Source organism: Staphylococcus sp. 8AQ (assembly GCF_902506595.1).
Classification (GTDB): domain Bacteria; phylum Bacillota; class Bacilli; order Staphylococcales; family Staphylococcaceae; genus Staphylococcus; species Staphylococcus pasteuri.
The window spans coordinates 1,143,851-1,165,938 of sequence record NZ_LR733871.1; the positions used below are offsets into that span (position 1 = coordinate 1,143,851).

The window sequence follows — 22,088 nt, forward strand, 5'->3', positions numbered from 1 at the left end:
CTAAAATTGAAGAAAATAAAAAGGTTGAGCCTTTGTTGGGAAAATCTATTGCAGATTATATCCAACATTTATGCTCAACCTTTAGTTAATTATACTACTATTTTTTCATCATTTGATTTTTTCTCTTTATAAACAACTAGTTTATGATTAGATGATTTTTTCAATTGACGTTTTTTCATAATTCCCCATAGAGGAACAGCAATGAATACAGATGAGAATACACCTGAAATTAATCCAATTAATAATGCTAATGAGAAATTAAATATTGTTGGTGCTCCTAATAAAAGGATTGCCACAACAACAACGACTACTGTTAATACGGTATTAATTGAACGTGTCATTGTTTGTCTAATTGATCTATTAACAATATCATCGATTTGTTCTGATGTAGTGATGACCTTAATTTTATGAAGGTTTTCACGTACACGGTCAAACGTAACAATTGTATCGTTAATTGAATAACCAACTATCGTTAAAATTGCTGCGATAAACGTTAAGTCAACTTCTAAACGTAATAAACTAAATACAGCAACTATGATAAATACGTCATGTAATAATGCTAAAACAGAAGATAATCCCATTCTCCATTCAAATCGCAGTGACACATAGATAATAATACCTAATGCAGCATAAACTAATGCAAGCATTGCATTTTTGGCTAATTCTTGTCCAATCAGTGGTGAAACTGTATTGATTTGTGGTGTATCACCAAATTCAGATTTCATCTTGTCACTTAACTGATTATCTTTTGCTTGAGATAAATCTTGTTTGAACTGAATTGTCGCATTTTTACTACCAGATCCATTAATTTGAATTTGGTCTGCTTCTAATCCAACTTCTTTCACTACTTTTTCAACTTTCGATTGTGTTAGCGGTTCTTTTGATTGTAAATCAACACGCGTACCTGCAGAGAAATCAATTCCTAAATTCAATTTGAAAATGTACAGAATAACCAAACCTACAACAACGATTAAAATACTTAAACTAATGAGTGGTTTAGCTAATTTAACAAAATTCCATTTTTCAAATGAAGTTTTTAAATCATGCACATCTTTACCTTCACTAATATCATGTCTATCTTGCTTCTTAACACCGAATAACCAGAATTTTTTCTTAAATAGATTTGAATAAACAAGTAATGATAATAGTAATCTAGATAAGAATACTGCAGTTACGAAGATCATCAATATACCAAGTAACAGCATTGTCGCGAAACCTTTAACTGAGCTTTCACCGAAGAAGAATAATACTGCTGCGGCAATTACAGTTGTTAAGTTTGAATCGAAGATAGTTAAGAATGAACTTTTATTTGCTTTGGAATATGCTTGTTTAAGCGTCCTACCTATTCTCAACTCATCTTTAATCCGCTCGTACATGATGATATTAGCATCTACTGCCATTCCGACACCTAATACTAACGCTGCTAGACCAGGTAATGTAAGGACACCTGATATAAAGTTAAATGCTACTAGAGTTAGATAAATATATGTTGTTAATGCAATAATTGCCACTAAACCTGGTAATCTATAGAAACCTAACATAAATAGGTAAATTAGTGCTACCCCAACTACTGAAGCAAAGATTGTTTTATCTAAAGCGTCTTGACCAAATTCCGCACCTACTGAGTTAGAATAAATTTCTTTAAGATCAACTGGTAAAGAACCGGCATTTAATAGCTCTGAAATTTGCTTAGCTTTTTTAACGCCTTCTTGACCATGGAATCCACCAGAAATTTCTACACTGTCGTAATTAATTGGTTGATCAACATTTGCAGCTGATACGAATTTAGGATCTTTTTTGTTAGCTTCTTTTTTATAGCTATCGCCTTTTTTGAAGTCTAACCAAACAACCATCACATTATTTTGCTTTTTAGATATTTCTTCAGTTACTTTCTTAAATTTGTTTTTATCTTTGACTTTAAAAGTAACTGTTGGGTCATTTGTATTTTGTTTAAATTCTTGCTTAGCAGACCCTTGTTTAATATCTGCACCGCTTAATTTAACTTTATCATCTGCATCACGAATCGTTAAATTAGCTTGAGATGATAAAATCTTTCTTGCTTCTTTCTGATCTTTAACCCCTGCAAGTTGTACTCTTATCCTATTAGGATCTTCAACTTGGATTTTAGGTTCAGAAACACCTAATACGTTAACACGGTTTTCTAGGGTTTGCGCTGTTGATTGCAACGCATTTTTATCAATTTTATCACCCTTATGTAATGGATCAACTTGATAAAGTACCTCGAAGCCACCTTGTAAATCAAGGCCTAAGTTAACATTCTTAATTACATTCTTGTATGTAAGACCCATACCTGCGAACAGAAGGACTACCAGTAGTAAGAATGCAATCAGTCTACTACTTTTCTTCACATGAACACCTCATTATTTACTTATGATACTAGAATACTCGAAAAATCCTAATATTTGCAAGTCGGAATCAAAAGATTAACTTTTTACGACCTATTCATATTAACATACTACACTTTAGAGCGAAATTATTGGATACTTTCTTATTAGGAATTGATTTGTAAATCTAAAGAAAGTAAGCTATTTAGTTCACTATAAAATTCGCTTAATGAATTAAAATATATATAATTTTGGATAAAAATAAAAATACTGATACTACCTAAATTGATAGCACCAGTATTTATAATTAATAACAATTAAACTAACAAATTTTTTTACTTTATGAAGGATCAACTTGTTTAATAGCTGGTTTTTCAAAAGTCATTTCAGTACCGTGTCCATTTACTGTTACGACTACTGTTGTTTCGTCAACTGCTTTAACTGTACCTTTAATTCCACCGATTGTAGTAATTCTTTGGCCAGCTTCAACACGACTGATCATTTCACGATGCTCTTTAGCACGTTTTTGTTGTGGTCTAATTAAGAAGAAATACATTAGAGCCAATAATAAGATCGGTAATATCAATGATGTAAATTGCATGTTACATTCTCCTCTTTAAAAGTTTTTAGGGTTATCTACATTTAATCCATACTGTTCGAAGAATTCTGCTTTAAAATCTAAAAGTCTATCTTCTCGAATGGCTTGTCTAATATCTTCCATTAATTTTAGCAGAAAATGTAAATTATGAATAGTAGTAAGACGTATACCAAAAGTTTCTTCTGCTTTGATTAAGTGTCTTATATATGCTCTAGAATAATTTTTACATGTATAACAATCACAATTTTCATCTAATGGTCTTAAATCATCTGCAAATTTAGCATTCTTAATAACTAAACGTCCATTTGAAGTCATACATGTACCATTTCTAGCTATACGAGTTGGTAGTACGCAGTCAAACATATCCATTCCACGAATACTACATTCAATCAATGCGTCTGGTGATCCCACACCCATTAAATATCTAGGTTTATCTTTAGGCATGAATTGTTCTGTATGTTCAACCATCTCGTACATAACTGGCTTAGGTTCTCCTACTGAAAGGCCACCAATTGCATATCCAGGAAAATCTAATTCGACAAGCTCTTTAGCGCTTTGTTCACGTAAATCCTTATATTCACCACCTTGGATAATTCCAAAAAGTGATTGTTCTTCAGGACGAGCATGTGCTTTTAAACATCTTTCTGCCCAACGTGTAGTTCTTTCAATAGAATTTTTTACATATTCATATTCAGAAGGCATAGGTGGACATTCATCAAACGCCATCATGATGTCTGAACCTAAATCATTTTGAATTTGCATTGATTTTTCAGGACTTAAAAATAATTTAGAACCATTTGTATGATGTCTAAATTCAACGCCTTCTTCTGAAATTTTACGTAAATTACTTAAACTAAAAACTTGGAATCCTCCAGAATCAGTTAAAATAGGACCATTCCAATTCATGAATTTATGGAGTCCCCCAGCGTGTTTGATGATATCATTTCCAGGTTGCAACCACAAATGATACGTATTTCCTAAAATAATCTGAGCCTCTATTTGACGCAATTCTTCTGGACTCATAGTTTTAACGGTAGCTTTAGTACCAACTGGCATAAACATAGGTGTTTCAAATGAGCCATGTGGCGTATGTACAATACCTAATCTTGCACCTGATTGTTTACAAGTTTTTATATGTTCATATGTTACTGCAGGCATAAAATATATCCTCACATTCTTTTATATAATTAACATTGCATCTCCAAAACTAAAGAATCTATATTCCATTTCTACTGCTTTTTTGTATGCATTCAAAATGTACTGTCTACTACTAAACGCTGACACTAACATGACTAGCGTTGATTTTGGTAAATGGAAGTTAGTGATCAGACCATCTATAGCTTTGTATTCAAATCCAGGATAGATAAAGATATCTGTCCAACCACTTTTTTCTACAAATTCAGAGTGATCTCTACGTATTGTTTCTAGTGTTCTGGTTGAAGTCGTTCCAACAGAAATGATTCGATGACCTTTTGCTTTTGTCTCATTTAATAAATCTGCAGTTTGCTGTGTCATTTGATAATATTCACTATGCATTTCGTGATCATCGATATTATCTACACTAACTGGTCTAAATGTTCCAAGTCCAACATGCAAAGTGATAAATGCTATATTCACACCTTTTTCTTTGATAGCTTCTAATAAACTATCAGTAAAGTGTAACCCGGCAGTTGGCGCTGCAGCAGAACCGCTTTCTTTAGCATAAACAGTTTGATATCTGTTTGGATCATCTAAGCGTTCCTTAATATAAGGTGGTAAAGGCATCTCACCTAGTTCATCCAATCGTTCTTGTAAAATGCCATCATAATGCAAGCGCATAATTCTGCCACCTTGTTCTAACTCTTCAATACACTCAGCTATAATTTTGCCTTCTCCAAAGTTAAGTTTATTACCAACTTTGATACGCTTAGCTGGTTTTAATAGAACTTCCCAATCATTATCTTCAATTTGCGTTAACATAAGCATTTCAACTTTGGCACCAGTTTCTTCTTTCAAACCAAAAAGTCTGGCTGGCATTACTCTAGTATCGTTTAATACTAACGTATCTCCTGGTTCAAAATAATTGATTACATCTCTGAAGTGAAGATGTTCCATGTCACCGGTATTTCTATCTAAAACTAATAATCTACTTTGGTCTCTATTTTTTAAAGGTGTTTGCGCAATTAGAGATTCAGGTAAATCATAGTCGAAATCTTCAATATTCAACTTACTCCCTCATTTCATTATTATGACTAAAATGTTCATGCGCTAAAGGTGTTGCTTTTCTACCGCGTGGTGTACGTTCTAAAAATCCTTTTTGAATTAAGAAAGGTTCATATACATCTTCTATAGTAATACGTTCTTCTCCAATTGAGACAGCAATCGTATCTAAGCCCACTGGTCCACCTTTATATTGATTTAAAATACAGTTCATCATCTTATGATCAATATAATCTAAGCCATAATCATCTACTTGTAATAATTTTAATGCGCGTTTTGTAGTTTCAATATATATTTGATCATCTTCATTAACTTGTTGGAAATCTCTTACTCTTTTTAATAAACGGTTTGCTACACGAGGTGTACCTCTAGAACGCTTAGCTAATTCAATGGCACTTTCATTATCAATGTCTGTTCCTAGTACCTCAGCTGTTCTTATAATGATTTCCTTCAAATCTGCTTCATTATAGTATTCTAATCTTAAATGTACTCCAAATCGATCTCTTAGCGGACCTGTTAAACTACCTGCTCTTGTAGTCGCACCTACGAGTGTAAACGGCGGTAAATCGATACGTATACTACGTGCTTCATCACCTTTTCCTATAATAATATCTAGGAAAAAATCTTCCATGGCCGGATACAATACTTCTTCAACTACACTACTTAAACGATGTATTTCGTCTATAAAAAGTACATCTCCTGGTTGTAAACCAGAAAGAATAGCAGCCAGATCCCCTGGACGTTCTAAAGAAGGTCCAGAAACCGTTCTAATATTAACTTCCATTTCATTAGCAATAATATTAGATAACGTAGTTTTACCTAATCCTGGGGGACCATATAATAGAACATGATCTAAAGGTTCTTCTCTTAATTTAGCTGCTTTTATAAATACCTCTAAATTACTTTTGATAGAAGATTGACCAATATATTGTTTTAATTTCGTAGGTCGTAAAGATAATTCGAAGTCAGATTCTTCACTATGTACAGATTGATCGACCATTCTTTCATCCATATCATTTCCCCCTTTCATTTATTATATTAGGTAATTAAGATACCAACGTTTGTAAACCAATTTTAACTGCTTCATCAACAGAATTGATATTAGATTGTTTTAAAACCTTTTCTACTTTAGACAATTCACGTTTTGAGTAACCTAATGCTTCTAAAGCCAACATTGCTTCCTTAATCATAGGTTCATTATCTGTAGAATTAGAAGTAATATTCAATAATGTTTCACTATTTTCTTCAGTGATTTGAACTTTACCTTTTAAATCTAACACGATTTGTCGAGCAGTTTTTTTACCAATGCCTGGAAACTTAGTTAAATACGTATCATTTTCGTTTTCAATTGCTTGTTTTACTTCATTAGGCGTACTAGTAGCAAGTATAGCTAATGCTGACTTAGGACCAATACCAGTCACCTTAATTAAACTTAAGAACATATCTTTCTCTTCTTCATTAATGAAACCATAAAGTAATTGAGCGTCTTCTCTAACAATTAATGACGTATATATTTGAACTTCATTATCTAAATATTTTTGAAAACGGTATGAATTAGGTGTCTGAATCTCATAACCTACTCCGTTTACATCAACAACAACATGTGTTGGGAACAACTGTGTTAACTGCCCTTTAATATACGCGTACATTTTAGCACTTCCTTATTTACATACTCATGCTTATCAATTCAACTTTGGAAACATGTTCGATTTCTCTTAATGCTTTTATTACATCATCAATCATAAGTTCAGATGAAGACGCATTTAATGATAGAGTAATCGTCGCTTTATCTTCCATAGGTACACTTTGGTGAATTGTAAGTACTGATAATTCTAATTGAGAAATTGTATTTAATACTTGAGCCAACATTCCAACAATATCATTAACATATAAAATTAATGTAAATTCTCGATGATCTAATAATTTTTCATCAACTGGAAATATAGTTTCTCTATACTTATAGAAAGCACTTCTTGATAAACCGTATTGTTTTACAGCATCATAGATGGACAACTCAGAATTATTTTTCAAAGCATCTTTAATTTTCAGCGTTTTGATTACTGATTCTGGTAAAACGTCTTCGCGAATAAGATAAAATTTCTTATATTCTTTATTGTCCATCTTTCGCACTCCTATTCTATAAATTCAAATTCTCCACCAAGAATTCTTACAATATCTCCATTACTACAACCTCTTGCTCTAAGTGCATCATCAATACCCATAGAACGCATTTGTCTAGCAAATCTACGTACGGCTGGATCACTATTAAAGTCTGTCATCTTGAATGTTCTTTCAATAGCATTGCCACTAACAACATAAGCACCATCATCATCTCTAGTAATAGTGAATGTATCTTGAGAAGGAGTATGTTTATATACAACTCTGTTAACACCGACATTGTCATCTTCTTCAACTGAGAAATCAATATCTTTCACTTTATCTAATTGATCAGCAATTGTATAAAGTAATTGATCGATGTTATTTCTAGAAACAGCTGAAAGTGGGATAATCGTGTGTTCAGTACCTACTTCTTCTTTAAATAACTCTAAATTATCTTCAGCATCTGGCATATCCATTTTATTAGCAACAATAATTTGTGGTCTATCTTCTAAACGCTGTTTATATGCAACTAATTCTTTGTTTATCACATGGTAGTCTTCAACAGGATCTCTGCCTTCCGAACCACTCATATCAATCATATGAACGATAACTTTAGTTCGTTCAACATGACGTAAAAATTGATGACCTAATCCAACTCCGTCTGACGCACCTTCTATTAAACCAGGTAAATCTGCCATAACGAAACTTCTGTTATCTGGTGTTGATACAACACCTAAGTTAGGTTTAATTGTTGTAAAATGATACGCGCCAATTTTAGGTTTAGCTTTAGATACAATTGATAGCAATGTTGATTTTCCTACACTAGGAAAACCGACTAGACCAACGTCTGCTAGTAACTTCAGTTCTAAAGTTACATCAATTTCTTCACCGGGTTCACCTTTTTCACTGAAGTCTGGTGCTGGGTTTCTAGGTGTAGCAAATCGCGAATTCCCACGTCCACCACGACCACCTTTAGCTACAATTGCTCTTTGACCATCTTCTACAAGGTCTGCAAGTACTTCTTCAGTTTCTACGCTTTTAACAATAGTGCCAGGTGGTACTTTTAAAACCAAATCTTCAGCATTTCTACCGTGCATATTACTGCTTTGACCATTTTCACCTTTTTTTGCTTTAAAGTGTGTTTGATATCTAAAGTCTAATAAAGTTCTTAAACCTTCATCTACTTCAAATATTACTGAAGCACCTTTGCCGCCGTCTCCACCTGCTGGTCCACCAAATGGTACGTATTTTTCTCTTCTATATGCAGTAATACCATTACCGCCATCTCCTGCTTTAAGAGATATTTTGACCTGATCGACAAACATATATCTCACCTCTTTTACTTAAATTAGTTTTCATTATCTTTTTAATTATATCATTAAGTGTATTTGTAGAAAAATTTTAGTTCTACCAAAAATTGACTTTTTAAACAAAATAAAACACCAGAAGTATTCACTTCTGGTGTTATCTAGACAAAATTATTCAGCTACTGTATATACAGAAACTTGTTTTTTGTCGCGACCTTTGCGTTCAAATTTAACAACGCCGTCGATTTTAGCGAATAATGTATCATCGCCACCACGACCTACATTTTCACCAGGGTAAATTTTAGTACCACGTTGGCGATAAAGAATTGAACCACCTGTAACGTATTGACCGTCAGCACGTTTAGCACCTAAACGTTTTGATTCAGAGTCACGTCCGTTTTTTGTAGAACTTACCCCTTTTTTAGATGCGAAGAACTGTAAGTTTAATTTTAACATCGGGATACACCTCACTTATAATTTAATCTGATATTTTCATTATATTCTTCTTCAATTGTTTGTAAAGATACAAGCATTGCTTTAAGAATTAATTGTGTTTCATCGTTATCTGTATCAACACTTCTTATATGAAAATGACCACCATCATCGTCATAATCGATATCTGGCTTTTCAGTAGTCAATCCCATAATAGCATTAACACTACCAAATAATACTGCTGAAGCTCCAGCACAGACGATGTCATGACCATATTCACCATGATCAGCATGGCCATCCATAACGACATCTGTTACTTTGCCTTCATCATTAACTGTAATATCAACAGTAATCATAATTACGCGTTAATTTTATCGATAGTTAATTTAGTATATGGTTGACGATGGCCTTTTTTACGTTTAGAGTCTTTACGACGTTTGTAAGTGAATACAGTGATTTTTTTACCGCGACCGTTTTTATTAACAGTAGCTGTAACAGTAGCACCTTCAACAGTTGGCGCACCAACTTCAACTGAATCTCCACCTACAAATAATACTTTATCAAATGTGAAAGAATCACCTTCGTTTACGTCTAATTTTTCAACGTAAATTTCTTGTCCTTCTTCTACTTTGATTTGTTTTCCACCTGTTTCAATAATAGCAAACATACTTTGCACCTCCTATATTATAAGTCACGCCATATATAGGTGACATTGTCATTAAGTAAAGCGTTCGCACTCTTCGTTGTTTCATTCGTGATTCGAATCATTTATCTAAATAAACTCATCTCTCGCTTATTTCAACGCCTCGATTGTCAATCGCTTTCTTTCTAATGACTTTTAACTTGAGTAAAGCGTTCACTTCACTTCAAATCAATTTGTACTTAAACCTATATTTGAGCGGTTGTATGTAGCTTGAAACTACTCAACTACTGCATCTTACCATTAGTTATATTCTACTGTCAATCTTGTTTTGAATTTTTCTCATAAACTTTAACATAATAGGATACAAAATAATTAACAATATTAAATTAAGAATGAATGTTGGTAGTAATCTTAATAATAAGAACTCCAATAGGTTAAATTGGATAAACCCTATTACACCATAAATAATGGCAACATAAATTTCTAAAAATATAGTACTTAATAGAATTACAATGAACAACATCACTGTGTCTCTGTAAAATATTTTAAAGAGTCTATCCATAATTACTACTGCTAAAATGTAACCAAACATATACAATCCGTAAATGCTTCCTAAATACAAGTCAGTAATAAGTCCGAAGAATATCGCAAGTATAACAGCTACACCAAAACCTCGGTATATCGTTAAAATTAATAAATACATTAAAGTTAAGTGTGGCACAAATATCACGTCAATTTTACCGAAATGTATTGGGATTACTATTCCTATCACTGTATCTATATAGAATAAAATAATCCCAATTAAGAAATAATAAATTCCCCGCATTAGTTATCCCCGCTTTCGTCATCGGGAATTGTTGAAACATCACGTTTTGCAACATATACATGATTTAAATCAGATAAATCTGCACCTGTTTTCACTCTTACTTCTTTTGCTAAACCATATTGGTCATTTTCAACACTTGTAACTTCTCCTATGTATAAACTGCTTGGAAGTTGATCGGCTAAACCACTAGTGACTACTTTATCTCCCTTAGAGATACTATCTTTATTATTGATATCACTAATAACTAGCTCTTCGTTTTTTGCATCATAGTGATCGATTAATCCAAATACATTTTTAGATTTATGTTGAATATTCACAGATAGTTTACCAGCACGTGTATTTGTTGATATTAAATCTACTTGTGAAGAAAATTGGTTAACTTTAGTTGTTCTACCAACAAGTCCTTCTGAAGTCATAACTGCCATGTTATTTTTAATTCCAGCTTTTGATCCTTTATCAATTACAATCGTATTCATCCATTGATCCGGATTTCTAGAAATAACTGTTGTAGATATCGGATCATATTTAGATATATCTTTCATATCTAGTTCTTTTTTAAACTTCTTATTTTCAGCCTCTAATTGTTGATTTTTGGCTTCTAATTGTTTAATTTTATTCTTCGTTTCCTTTGATTCACCCTGATTAAAAAAATTACCAATAGCTCCAGTAACAAAATTCACAGGATAACTTATCAGTCGTTGCCCGAAAGATACAGAATCCCCTACATATTGCTCGGGAGGTGATTGAGATTGAGAGCGAATAGACAAACCAATTAATGCAATAAAAACAATTATTGCACATAAAACAACAATGAGTTTGTTATTTTTGAAAAATTTAAGCACCCATAACACCTCTTATAATACTTTAAAAATTTATTCTTCTTTACTATTCTATATTACTGCTGAAATGAAATAAAGCACTAACTCTCATTAAAAAGTAATTTTATTAATGCGTAAGATTAAAAAAATAAAATAAATCTCTCAAGATGCGTTTTGCTCTAGCTTTAGTCTTTTTAATGTTTGTTAACATTGATTAGTTTGTATATAAAACGGTATGTAACTCATTTTTCTTCTATACATAATATTTCAAGCCAATTATTAGTTAAAAATAATAAAAAAGCTACTAACTTAATTAAAGTCAGCAGCTTAAAAGCAAATTATTTCTAATTAATTACTCATTATTTTTTTGTTGTTTTGCTTGTTTTTCTTGTTCTTTACGTTCTTTTTTCTCATCTTCACTATATAATGTTTCTTCTTTTCTCCAACGAGCAAATAGATTTTGAGCTTTAGTTTGTTCGTTGGCACGTTGTTCTTTAGATTTTTCGACCATTGTCCACACCAACCTTTTTATTACTCTATATATAAAGGCTAACTCATTTGGAGCATGATTTCAAACATACACTACAATTAATGTTAATAAGCTTGATTATTTTTCAATTCAATATTTTGACCTAATTCATGTAAATCTTGTTGCATTTCAAATTCATTATTATAAACTCTGATAGAATCAGATCCAAATTTATATATAATAAATTCGTCTCCTCTTTGGCCTGCTAAATATTCATCATTGTAGCCCATTCTACCTATACCTGATACTGACATAAATTCTTTTTTATCTATCATATTAAATACATTCTTTATTTGACTTGTCGGTACGTTTTTAATAATATCATTATCTTCGAGTGAATAACGCTTACCATGTTGTGGTTGTTTAGAATTATTAACAGGGTTATCCATATTTCTTTCTGTTTGATTTGGAGGATTACTTATAGGGTTCCATTCTTGATCTCTTAAAAATGGCGCATACTTTAATGCGATATAAATAATGATTAAAATGGCAATGACTGCTATAATGTTTTTTATTATGCTAAATATGAATCTCATTATATATCCTCCCTTTCCATTTAAACTATTATATATAATCACAACGTAAAAATATATAGGGCTAGGGTTGTATCATAGATATATCTATAGACTGATGTCTTATTTATTAAAATTTATTATGATATAAATATGAGTTTCATGCTGTTAGGAGGTTTCCTTTATGAGTTTATTATCAATCATACTGATTGTATTACTTGTTATCTTACTCTTTAGAGTAGGTGTATCAATATTAAGATTTTTAATATCAGCTGGTATTATCATTTTATGTTTGTATCTTGTTTATCAAGGTATTGTATGGCTTATGGATAATTATGATAATTTAATCGCTTATATTCAATAATATAAAAGCTATGAAAATGAACAGTTTTATTGTGATGTTCAATCTTCATAGCTTATTTTTTTAAGTTATTTTTTAAACGTATTTGATAAAAAATTAAAGAAAATATAACTTAATGCAAGTAATACTCCCCAAATTACACCAACTATAATAGATCCAATAATGACAAGTAAAATGGAATTGTGGGATTTCGTTACCATTGTTCCGATAGTTGTTGTAATTACTATTCCGACTACAGAATAACCAATTGTGTGTAAAAATAATTTCAAATTCATAGCTTGGTTTTTAGCATTTAATCGCATAATAAATATAATTGGAATCAATACACCAATTATAAGAAATATAGTCATTTAAATGACCTCCTGGCTTATCTTTTCTCTTATTATACTATTCATTAAAAATTAATTCTAGAAACAGTTTATTCTTCTTCAAAATACCCTAACTCTACTAAACTTGTGAACTGGTTATCACCAATAATAATATGGTCTAATAAATGTATTCCTAAAATCACACCACATTCCCTTAATCTAAACGTAGTATTAATATCTTCTTCTGAAGGTGTCACATCACCTGACGGATGATTATGAACAACTATCATAGCATTGCACGATTCTTTAATTGCAACATTAAATATTTCTCTAGGATGTATGATAGAACTGTTCAAAGTTCCTATAAAAACACATTTTTGCTTAATAACCACGTTTTTTGAATTTAACAATAAAACATAAAAATGTTCCTGTTCTAAATCCTTTAATTTAGACATCATTAAATCTGCTACATCACTTGGACAAGTTATTTTTACGGATTCATGATGAGATAAACGATTCATTCTTTCACCTAATTCAAATGCTGCTTTCAAAGTAATCGCTTTATAATAACCTATCCCCTTCACTTTAATTAAGTCTTTAATAGAAAGTTTTTTTAAATCTTTAAGTGACGATGTATGACTTAATAATTCATTTGCTATATCAATACTTGAAAATCCTTTTCTACCAGTATTAATTAATATAGCTAACAATTCAGAATTTGATAGAGTGTCAGTACCATAAGTAAGTAAACGTTCTCTAGGTTTCTCTGATGTTGCCATTTCTTTGATTTTCATATAAATATTCCTCCTAAAAAATCATTCAATAGTGGAAAGTAACTAGATACAAAAATAAATTATAAAAATATAAATGGAATAAGCGGAATGCGAGTGATATTGGGATTCAAGAAGATTTTAATGAAGATTGAAATGAATCCTCCAATTATGAAAGTGAAAAGTACAATGTAAAATATATATTCAATAGGTAAAAATAAAGAGAGTATATTAAAGAGAAGAATGTCACCATATCCAATATATTGATGGATAATTAAATAGCAAATATGACTAATGATAAAAGTTAAAAAGAATGAATGTGGAAAAGTGTGATTTGTGAAGAACAATATAAGTAAGAACGTAATCAAAAAATGAATATTAATAGAGAAATAATCTATATCATTGAGAGACATAATTAATAAAAATAGATAGATTGTTAAATATATTTGGGGATTAGTATGGATTACATTGTAATAAATCAATGGTATGGGAAGCAGTGCTAGGATCTCACCAATTATATAATTATATTTCAAACGTTTATGGCAGCACCTTGAAGTACCTCTAAGTATGAGGAAACTAAAAATTGGAATTAAATCAATATATTTAATAGTTGTTTTGCAATAATCACATGTTGATCTTGATATTAAATATTGTAATTTTACTTTATCTATCGTCGAGAACTGATATAAAAAACTAAATAGTATCGAAGAGAAAAAAGCATAAACTAACATTAAGCACCCCTTTCAAATACATTATATCACAACAATAAAATAAGTAAATATTATTTAATTGTTATATAATACATAACCAACCTATATGAAACTAATATACAAAAAACTGCCGATACAATTTTTAATTTGTATCGACAGTTTAATAAAGCCTCTTAAAATATAAGGATAATACTGCAACTTACTTATTTATTCAAAATTTAATCTAGCTTTAACTTCACTTATAAAATATAAACTACCAGTAATGACGAGACCATGTCCATTATAATTTTCAATAAACTTCGTATAATCATCAACTAATTCAACATTTTCAATGTTTTTATTCTCGATGATTTCTTCTTTTGCTAAAGCTTTAGGAAAATTAAAATCAGTCACGTAAAATTTAGAAGCAATTTCTTCCAATTTATCTAACATGTCACTAATAGGTTTACCTTTAATTGCTGAAAATAATATATCAATTTGATCTCTGCCATAATAATATTTAATAGTATCAATTAATGCTTCTACACTTTCATTATTATGGGCACCATCAATAATCATTAAAGGTTGATCTTTAACTTGTTCAATTCTGCCTACCCAGTTTACATTTTCGATGCCATCTATCATTTTGTTAAAGTCTAATTCAATAATGTCTGCTTCATTTAATTCAATTAGTGCAGTTATTGCTAATGCAGCATTTTCTTTCTGATGATCACCTAGCATATTTAAAATGATAGTTTCTAATTCATAATCTTTATATCTATAAGTAAATTCATCGTCTTGAGAAACTACAACAATTTCTCTATCCAGTTCAATAGGTGTTGCATTTTGTTCAACTGCATAGTCACGAATATATTTCAAAGCATCTTCGTTTTTCACAGAATATATTATCGGTGTATTAGGTTTAATGATATCACCTTTATCTTTAGCTATATCTAAATAACTATTTCCTAAAATATCAGTATGATCTAAACCTATACTCGTTAAAATAGAAATAATTGGATTAAATACATTCGTTGAATCATTTTTTATACCTAAGCCCGCTTCGATAATAACAAAATCAACAGGGTGTATTTCTCCAAAATATAAAAACATCATTGTTGTAATAATTTCAAATTCTGTTGCATTACCAAGCTCAGTTTCTAGTTCTAAAGTTTCACTTACAGGTTTTACACGAGAGACAAGTTCAACAATCTCGTCATTTGTAATTGGTTGGCCATTTAAACTTATACGCTCATTAAATGTTTCGATATAAGGAGAAGTAAAAGTCCCTACTTCATAATTATTCTCAACCAATGCTGATCTTAAATAAGCCACAGTTGAACCTTTGCCATTCGTACCACCAACATGTATTCCTTTTATATTATCTTGAGGATTATTTAGTTTTTCTAACATCCATTCCATACGTTTCACGCCTGGTTTGATGCCAAACTTCGTTCTTTCATGTATCCAATAAAGGCTTTCAAGGTAATTCATGACACATACTCCTATGATTTTAATTGTTCAATTCTTGCTTTAACACCATCATATTTTTCTTTATAATGCTTTTGCTTTTCTTTTTCTTCATTAATAATTTTTTCGGGTGCTTTATTTACAAAGTTTTCGTTGGCTAATTTCTTATCTACTCGGTCAAGTTCACTTTGCAATTTATCTAATTCTTTTTCTAAACGAGCAATTTCTTTATCCATATCAATTAATCCTTCTAAAGGTAAAATGACTTTGCCTGCTAATACTACAGAAGTCATAGCTTTTTCAGGAATTTCGATATTCACATCTATATTTAATTCACTAGGATGACAGAATCGTTCAATGTAATCAGCATTTTCAGTAAGTGTTGATTTAATATTTTCATCTTTAGCTTGAATCATAATTGGTATCGCTTTAGATAAAGGTGTATTAACTTCAACTCGTGATTGTCTTACTGATTTAATAATCTCAACTAGTTGTTGCATCGTTTGTTTACTATCATCAAACATTAATTCTTGGTTTACTGTAGGCCATGCTGCATTAACAATTGTTTCTCCTTCATGAGGCAAGCTTTGCCAAATTTTTTCAGTAACAAATGGCATAAATGGATGCAACATTCTCATAATACGATCTAATACATAACTTAGTACAGAACGTGTTGTTTGTTTTTGTTCTTCATCTTCACCATTCATTGGTATTTTACTCATTTCAATATACCAATCACAGAACTCATCCCAAATGAAGTTATATAACGCACGACCTACTTCACCGAATTCATATTTATCACTTAAATCAGTCACTGTCGCAATCGTTTCATTTAATCTAGTTAAAATCCATTTATCTGCTAAAGATAAGTTACCAGATAAATCGATATCTTCAACATTAAATTCTTCCCCAATATTCATTAAACTAAATCGTGCTGCATTCCAAATTTTATTAATAAAATTCCATACAGATTCAACTTTTTCTGTTGAATAACGCAAATCTTGTCCTGGTGCTGAACCAGTAGCTAGGAAGTATCTTAAACTGTCTGCCCCATATTCATCGATAACATCCATTGGGTCTACACCATTACCAAGAGACTTACTCATTTTGCGTCCATCTTCTGCTCTAACTAAACCATGTAATAGAACATCATTAAAAGGTCTACGATCTGTGAATTCAAGACCTTGGAAAATCATACGAGCTACCCAGAAGAAAATAATATCATAACCAGTTACAAGCGCATTGGTAGGGAAATAACGTTTAAAATCATCAGCATCAGTATCTGGCCAACCTAAAGTTGAAAACGGCCATAGCGCACTTGAGAACCATGTATCTAAAACATCTTCATCTTGAGTCCAGTTCTCAATATCTTCTGGCGCACTTTCACCTACAAAAATTTCACCTGTTTCTTTATGATACCAAGCAGGAATTTGGTGGCCCCACCATAATTGTCTTGAAATAGTCCAATCACGAATTTCTTCCATCCAACGATTAAAAGTATTTTCAAATCTAGGAGGATAAAAATCGATACGATCATCAGTTTTTTGATTATCTAACGCACGTTGTGCTAATGGCTTCATTTTTACAAACCATTGTGTTGATAAATATGGTTCGACTACAGCACCAGATCTTTCAGAATGTCCTACTGAATGTTCGTGCTCTTCAATTTTAATAACTAAATCTTGCTCTTTTAAATCTTCAACTAGTTGTTTACGACATTCGAATCTTTCAAGTCCTTCATATTTTCCAGCTTTATCATTCATATGACCTTTTTCATCCATAACGATGATGTTTTCTAAATCATGACGTTGACCAATTTCGAAGTCATTAGGATCATGTGCAGGTGTTACTTTCATTGCACCAGAACCAAATTCAATATCGACATATTCATCTGCTAAAATAGGTAGTTCTCTTCCCACAATTGGTAATATAACTTTTTTCCCTATAACATCTTTATATCTTTCATCATTAGGGTTAACAACAATCGCTGTATCACCTAACATTGTTTCTGGTCGAGTCGTTGCAATTTCAATATATCCATCGCCGTCTGCATACGGATATTTAAAATGATAAAACGCACCTTGAACATCTTCATGAATAACTTCAATATCAGATAATGCAGTACGCGCTTGAGGATCCCAGTTAATAATACGTTCTCCTCTATAGATAATACCTTTATTATAAAGATCTACGAATACTTTTTTAACAGCTTTACTTAAGCCATCATCTAAAGTAAAACGTTCTCTACTATAATCAAGTCCAAGTCCTAATTTAGACCATTGTTGGCGAATAAATGAAGCGTATTCTTCTTTCCAATCCCAAGCTTGTTCTAAAAATTTCTCACGACCGATATCATGACGAGAAATACCTTGTTCATTAAGTTTAGCTTCAACTTTAGCTTGAGTAGCAATTCCGGCATGGTCCATACCTGGTAAATATAACGTGTCATATCCTTGCATACGTTTCATACGTGTAATAATATCTTGTAATGTAGTATCCCAAGCATGACCTAAATGTAATTTACCTGTCACATTAGGTGGTGGAATTACTATTGTGTAAGTTTCTTTATTTGTATCTTCTGATGGTTTAAAGTAACCATTTTTCACCCATTCATCATATCTTCCCGCTTCTACTTCGCGTGGATTATATTTTGGTTTCATTTCCATATTGTTGTTTCCTCCTCAAAAAATAAAAAAGAACACCCTTCCTATTATCATAGGACGGATGTTCCGTGGTACCACCTATATTCAAGAAAGTATTTTAGATTAAGATTTTATCTTATCCTATACTTTCGAGCACTCTAGAATTGATTAACGCTCAAACACGCTTTTGCCTACTATCGATACATCTATTCAGCAAAAGAACTTAGTGGGCTACCTTCAGTAACAATTATCTATGTATTTTCACCAACCATACACTCTCTAATAAATAATTAAAACCTACTCTTCCCAAACATTATATTCATTTACTTAATTATAGTATAATGGAAATTCACATAAGTCAATCTATTAGGAGGAATTTTATGAACCCTTGTGCCTTTGGTACTAAAGATCCTATTTATATTGAATATCATGATCAAGTATGGGGACAACCCATGTATGATAGCAAAGATTTATTTAAATTATTAGCCTTAGAATCTCAACATGCTGGACTGTCCTGGCTTACTATATTAAAAAAGAAAGCGTCGTATGAGGAAGCTTTTTATCAATTTGAACCTAAAAAAGTTGCATCAATGACTGAAGATGATGTCGATAGATTAATGGATTTTCCTAATATTATTCATAACCGTAAAAAAATAGAAGCTATTATTGGCCAAGCTAAAGGTTATTTAAAAATTGAACAAGATTATGGTAGCTTTAGTGACTATTTATGGTCATATGTTGATGGTAAACCTATAGATTTGGGATATGAAGTACCTGAAGATCGAATTACCGTTGATGAACGTGCAACTCAACTTTCTAAAGATTTAAAGAAATACGGATTTAAATTTCTAGGTCCAGTCACAGTATTTTCATTTTTAGAAGCTGCAGGTCTATATGATGCACATTTAAAAGACTGCCCTCAAAAACCTAAGCATTAACTGGCTATAATATAAGCGCATATAATTGGTATACAATCACACCATTTATATGCGCTTATTATAATTTATTGCTGTCTAGCTCTATATTTTAGGAAATAATTGATTAAAGGCGCTATTAAAAATAATATAAAAAAGATTCTAAATATATGATAACTTGAAATCATAGCTACATCTGCACCAGTTTCAATAGCAACCAACACTATTTGACTCATACCTCCTGGGGCAGCCCCTAGGAATAATTCATTAATAGAATCATGCGTGAATAGATGTAATACACATACCATTATAAATGCAGCTATAATGAGCATTATATTTTGAAATGCAATAGCAACCGCAATTCTTCCCTTTAAATCTGAAAGTAGTCTTGCAATTTGTAATCCTATTCTAATCATATAGATTACTTGTGCAGAAACGAGTAACCAGTTGTCTAATGCAAAAGTAATATCAGTAGATATATTCCATATAATTAATACAACAATTGGTGCTAATAACTGTTTTGTAGGAAAATTAATTTTTGTCATTAGCCAATATACTAAAATAATGGAGACAATTAATATACAAACTTTCCAAAAATTTAGTACATGAGTTAGCGGTTGCGCTTTAACTATATGTCCTTCAATACTTTGATCGTTTTTAAAGAAATATGAAATTAATGGGACTAAGATGACTACAAATATAATACGTGATGTTTGCGTTAAACTCACTACTAGTATATTCGCTTTTTTATCTTCTTCAGCCATGACTAACATTTGGCTCAATGCTCCTGGAATCACACTCAATATAGCCGTTTCAGTATTAACTTTAGCTATTTTTTTAAAGAAATAAGCAATTAATAATGCTAAAACTAATAATAATACTGACACTAATACAATTGAAAACCAGCTTGCTTGAATATCTTTTATTACAGTTCTAGTAAAAGTAGAACCAATTTGTACACCTAAACAAATCAATCCGATTTGGCTTAACCAAAATGGCCATTTTATATCTAATTTAAATACTTTAATACATAAAATGGCGGCTATGATAGGACCGAACATAAATGGCAATAAGATATGTGATACTTTTAGAAGCAAACTTATCAACACAGATAATACCAATATTATCAGGTTATTTATATATATTGTTTTCATTCACACACTACCTTTATTAAAGTATCAGGATTTATTATAATTACGTTATTTTATTATACCAATACTAGCTATATATTAAACGAGCCATACTCATTTGCTTAGCAAAAAGTATGGCTCTTTTAATATAATTCAAAACATCAATTTCTATTTTAAATAATTAGTTATTTTACAATTCGACTTAATGAATTATCAAAGGCTTGAATTGTTTTTTCAATATCTTCTTTAGTGTGTGCAGTTGATAAAAATGTACCTTCAAATTGAGATGGTGGTAAGAATACGCCTTCTTTTGCCATTTCTCTATACATCTCACTAAATAATTTTAAATCACTTTTATTTGCTTGTTCAAAGTTTGTAACTGGACCTTCATTTAGGAAGTATCCAATCATTGAACCAGCACGGTTAACAGTAATTGGAACATTATGTTTTGCAAACACTTCTTTTAATCCTTTTTCAAGCAAGTCACCTAATTCATTGAAATAATCATATGATTCTGGTGTTAATTGACTTAAAGTTTCGTAGCCACTTGTCATTGCTAAAGGATTACCTGATAAAGTACCCGCTTGATAAATATTTCCTACAGGAGCTATTTGGTCCATAATTTCTTTTTTACCACCAAATGCGCCTACTGGTAAACCTCCACCAATAACTTTACCTAAACATGTTAAATCAGGTGTTACACCAAAATATCCTTGAGCACAGTTATAACCTACTCTAAAACCAGTCATAACTTCATCAAATATCAACAGAGAACCATATTCATTAGTTATATCTCTTAGACCTTGTAAAAATCCTTCAACTGGAGGAACAACACCCATATTACCTGCTACTGGTTCAACGATGATACCCGCAATGTCATCACCATATTTTTCAAAAGCAAGACGTAAAGATTCAAGATCATTATAAGGAACTGTGATAGTATTTTTAGCGATACCTTCTGGTACACCAGGTGAATCTGGTAAACCTAATGTAGCAACACCTGACCCTGCTTTAATTAATAATGAATCACTATGTCCATGATAGCACCCTTCAAATTTAACTATTTTATTACGTCCTGTATAACCACGTGCTAATCTTAACGTATCTAATGTTGCTTCAGTTCCTGATGATACCATTCTAACTTTTTCAATTGATGGAACTCGATCAATTACTAATTGCGCTAATTTATTTTCTTGTAATGTTGAAGCGCCGAAGCTTGTACCATTATCTACAGCTTTGTGAAGATTTTCGATAACTTGTTTATTTTTATGACCTAAAATAAGTGGCCCCCAACTAAGTACATAGTCGATATATTCATTACCATCTATATCGTAAATTTTTGAACCTTCTGCATGATCCATAAAAATAGCTGGTGTATCTACTGATTTAAAAGCACGAACCGGGCTATTAACACCACCTGGCATTAAGTCTTCAGCAACTTCCATTGCTTTAATTGATTTTTCATATCCCATTGTATTTGCCTCCTCTTTATTAA

At 31.4% G+C, this 22,088-nt stretch carries 24 protein-coding genes and 1 other annotated feature; of the genes, 2 read left to right on the forward strand and 22 right to left on the reverse strand.

Annotated elements, in window-relative coordinates; translation table 11 throughout:
- Positions 1 to 89: 89 nt before the first annotated feature.
- The 15 genes from secDF to GVY01_RS05655 all read right to left on the reverse strand — a co-directional run bounded on the left by secDF (position 90) and on the right by GVY01_RS05655 (position 12,333).
- Complete coding sequence (gene secDF, locus GVY01_RS05590) at positions 90 to 2,369, reverse strand: protein translocase subunit SecDF (protein WP_159333672.1); 2,280 nt, start codon at positions 2,367 to 2,369, stop codon at positions 90 to 92.
- A 316-nt stretch (positions 2,370 to 2,685) separates the two neighbouring features.
- Positions 2,686 to 2,946, reverse strand: coding sequence for a preprotein translocase subunit YajC (gene yajC, locus GVY01_RS05595; RefSeq protein WP_017637062.1), 261 nt, complete (start codon positions 2,944 to 2,946; stop codon positions 2,686 to 2,688).
- A gap of 15 nt (positions 2,947 to 2,961) precedes the next feature.
- Positions 2,962 to 4,101 (reverse strand): tRNA guanosine(34) transglycosylase Tgt, encoded by a 1,140-nt coding sequence (gene tgt / locus GVY01_RS05600; protein WP_017637061.1) that lies wholly within the window; start codon positions 4,099 to 4,101, stop codon positions 2,962 to 2,964.
- Positions 4,102 to 4,122: 21 nt separating this feature from the next.
- Positions 4,123 to 5,148 carry a tRNA preQ1(34) S-adenosylmethionine ribosyltransferase-isomerase QueA gene (queA, locus tag GVY01_RS05605; protein ID WP_017637060.1) on the reverse strand — a complete coding sequence of 342 codons (1,026 nt, stop codon included), beginning with the start codon at positions 5,146 to 5,148 and terminating at the stop codon, positions 4,123 to 4,125.
- Between the two features lies 1 nt (position 5,149).
- Positions 5,150 to 6,154, reverse strand: coding sequence for a Holliday junction branch migration DNA helicase RuvB (ruvB, locus tag GVY01_RS05610; RefSeq protein ID WP_017637059.1), 1,005 nt, complete (start codon positions 6,152 to 6,154; stop codon positions 5,150 to 5,152).
- A gap of 34 nt (positions 6,155 to 6,188) precedes the next feature.
- Positions 6,189 to 6,791: a Holliday junction branch migration protein RuvA gene (gene ruvA / locus GVY01_RS05615; RefSeq protein ID WP_017637058.1), complete on the reverse strand. Its 603-nt coding sequence runs from the start codon at positions 6,789 to 6,791 to the stop codon at positions 6,189 to 6,191.
- Positions 6,792 to 6,807: 16 nt separating this feature from the next.
- A complete protein-coding gene (locus tag GVY01_RS05620; protein ID WP_017637057.1) occupies positions 6,808 to 7,263 on the reverse strand; it encodes an ACT domain-containing protein in 456 nt (151 codons plus the stop codon).
- Between the two features lie 11 nt (positions 7,264 to 7,274).
- Positions 7,275 to 8,567, reverse strand: coding sequence for a GTPase ObgE (gene obgE / locus GVY01_RS05625; protein WP_017637056.1), 1,293 nt, complete (start codon positions 8,565 to 8,567; stop codon positions 7,275 to 7,277).
- Between the two features lie 153 nt (positions 8,568 to 8,720).
- Positions 8,721 to 9,005, reverse strand: coding sequence for a 50S ribosomal protein L27 (gene rpmA / locus GVY01_RS05630; protein ID WP_017637055.1), 285 nt, complete (start codon positions 9,003 to 9,005; stop codon positions 8,721 to 8,723).
- 11 nt (positions 9,006 to 9,016) lie between these two features.
- Positions 9,017 to 9,337 carry a ribosomal-processing cysteine protease Prp gene (locus GVY01_RS05635; protein ID WP_017637054.1) on the reverse strand — a complete coding sequence of 107 codons (321 nt, stop codon included), beginning with the start codon at positions 9,335 to 9,337 and terminating at the stop codon, positions 9,017 to 9,019.
- 2 nt (positions 9,338 to 9,339) lie between these two features.
- Entirely contained in the window at positions 9,340 to 9,648 is a 309-nt protein-coding gene (gene rplU, locus GVY01_RS05640) for a 50S ribosomal protein L21 (protein WP_017637053.1), read from the reverse strand.
- A 280-nt stretch (positions 9,649 to 9,928) separates the two neighbouring features.
- Complete coding sequence (mreD, locus tag GVY01_RS05645) at positions 9,929 to 10,450, reverse strand: rod shape-determining protein MreD (protein WP_017637052.1); 522 nt, start codon at positions 10,448 to 10,450, stop codon at positions 9,929 to 9,931.
- A complete protein-coding gene (gene mreC / locus GVY01_RS05650) occupies positions 10,450 to 11,292 on the reverse strand; it encodes a rod shape-determining protein MreC (protein ID WP_017637051.1) in 843 nt (280 codons plus the stop codon). The genes mreD and mreC overlap by 1 nt, the downstream gene beginning before the upstream one ends.
- A 328-nt stretch (positions 11,293 to 11,620) precedes the next feature.
- Positions 11,621 to 11,779: a hypothetical protein gene (locus GVY01_RS12530; protein WP_017637050.1), complete on the reverse strand. Its 159-nt coding sequence runs from the start codon at positions 11,777 to 11,779 to the stop codon at positions 11,621 to 11,623.
- An 83-nt stretch (positions 11,780 to 11,862) separates the two neighbouring features.
- A complete protein-coding gene (locus tag GVY01_RS05655; protein WP_017637049.1) occupies positions 11,863 to 12,333 on the reverse strand; it encodes a DUF4930 family protein in 471 nt (156 codons plus the stop codon).
- 160 nt (positions 12,334 to 12,493) lie between these two features.
- Between GVY01_RS05655 and GVY01_RS05660 the strand changes: the two genes are divergently transcribed.
- Positions 12,494 to 12,673, forward strand: coding sequence for a hypothetical protein (locus GVY01_RS05660; protein WP_029055694.1), 180 nt, complete (start codon positions 12,494 to 12,496; stop codon positions 12,671 to 12,673).
- A gap of 65 nt (positions 12,674 to 12,738) precedes the next feature.
- Here the strand turns inward: GVY01_RS05660 and GVY01_RS05665 are convergent, their stop codons facing one another.
- The 5 genes from GVY01_RS05665 to GVY01_RS05685 all read right to left on the reverse strand — a co-directional run bounded on the left by GVY01_RS05665 (position 12,739) and on the right by GVY01_RS05685 (position 18,573).
- Positions 12,739 to 13,020: a hypothetical protein gene (locus GVY01_RS05665; RefSeq protein ID WP_070453924.1), complete on the reverse strand. Its 282-nt coding sequence runs from the start codon at positions 13,018 to 13,020 to the stop codon at positions 12,739 to 12,741.
- A gap of 68 nt (positions 13,021 to 13,088) precedes the next feature.
- Positions 13,089 to 13,772 carry a RadC family protein gene (gene radC / locus GVY01_RS05670; protein WP_017637600.1) on the reverse strand — a complete coding sequence of 228 codons (684 nt, stop codon included), beginning with the start codon at positions 13,770 to 13,772 and terminating at the stop codon, positions 13,089 to 13,091.
- Positions 13,773 to 13,831: 59 nt separating this feature from the next.
- Positions 13,832 to 14,479 carry a prepilin peptidase gene (locus GVY01_RS05675; RefSeq protein ID WP_159333673.1) on the reverse strand — a complete coding sequence of 216 codons (648 nt, stop codon included), beginning with the start codon at positions 14,477 to 14,479 and terminating at the stop codon, positions 13,832 to 13,834.
- A gap of 186 nt (positions 14,480 to 14,665) precedes the next feature.
- On the reverse strand, positions 14,666 to 15,931 hold the full coding sequence (locus GVY01_RS05680; protein ID WP_046466778.1) for a bifunctional folylpolyglutamate synthase/dihydrofolate synthase: 1,266 nt from the start codon (positions 15,929 to 15,931) through the stop codon (positions 14,666 to 14,668).
- A gap of 11 nt (positions 15,932 to 15,942) precedes the next feature.
- A complete protein-coding gene (locus GVY01_RS05685) occupies positions 15,943 to 18,573 on the reverse strand; it encodes a valine--tRNA ligase (RefSeq protein WP_017638188.1) in 2,631 nt (876 codons plus the stop codon).
- Positions 18,574 to 18,620: 47 nt separating this feature from the next.
- Positions 18,621 to 18,872, reverse strand: a binding site (T-box leader).
- A 57-nt stretch (positions 18,873 to 18,929) separates the two neighbouring features.
- On the opposite strand from GVY01_RS05685, the gene GVY01_RS05690 reads away from it, so the two are divergent.
- Positions 18,930 to 19,487 (forward strand): DNA-3-methyladenine glycosylase I, encoded by a 558-nt coding sequence (locus tag GVY01_RS05690; protein WP_017638189.1) that lies wholly within the window; start codon positions 18,930 to 18,932, stop codon positions 19,485 to 19,487.
- 65 nt (positions 19,488 to 19,552) lie between these two features.
- Here GVY01_RS05690 and GVY01_RS05695 read toward each other — a convergent pair whose 3' ends face one another.
- Both GVY01_RS05695 and hemL read right to left on the reverse strand, forming a co-directional pair.
- Complete coding sequence (locus GVY01_RS05695) at positions 19,553 to 20,617, reverse strand: AbrB family transcriptional regulator (RefSeq protein WP_159333674.1); 1,065 nt, start codon at positions 20,615 to 20,617, stop codon at positions 19,553 to 19,555.
- Between the two features lie 161 nt (positions 20,618 to 20,778).
- A complete protein-coding gene (gene hemL / locus GVY01_RS05700) occupies positions 20,779 to 22,065 on the reverse strand; it encodes a glutamate-1-semialdehyde 2,1-aminomutase (RefSeq protein WP_017638191.1) in 1,287 nt (428 codons plus the stop codon).
- Between the last annotated feature and the right edge of the window lie 23 nt (positions 22,066 to 22,088).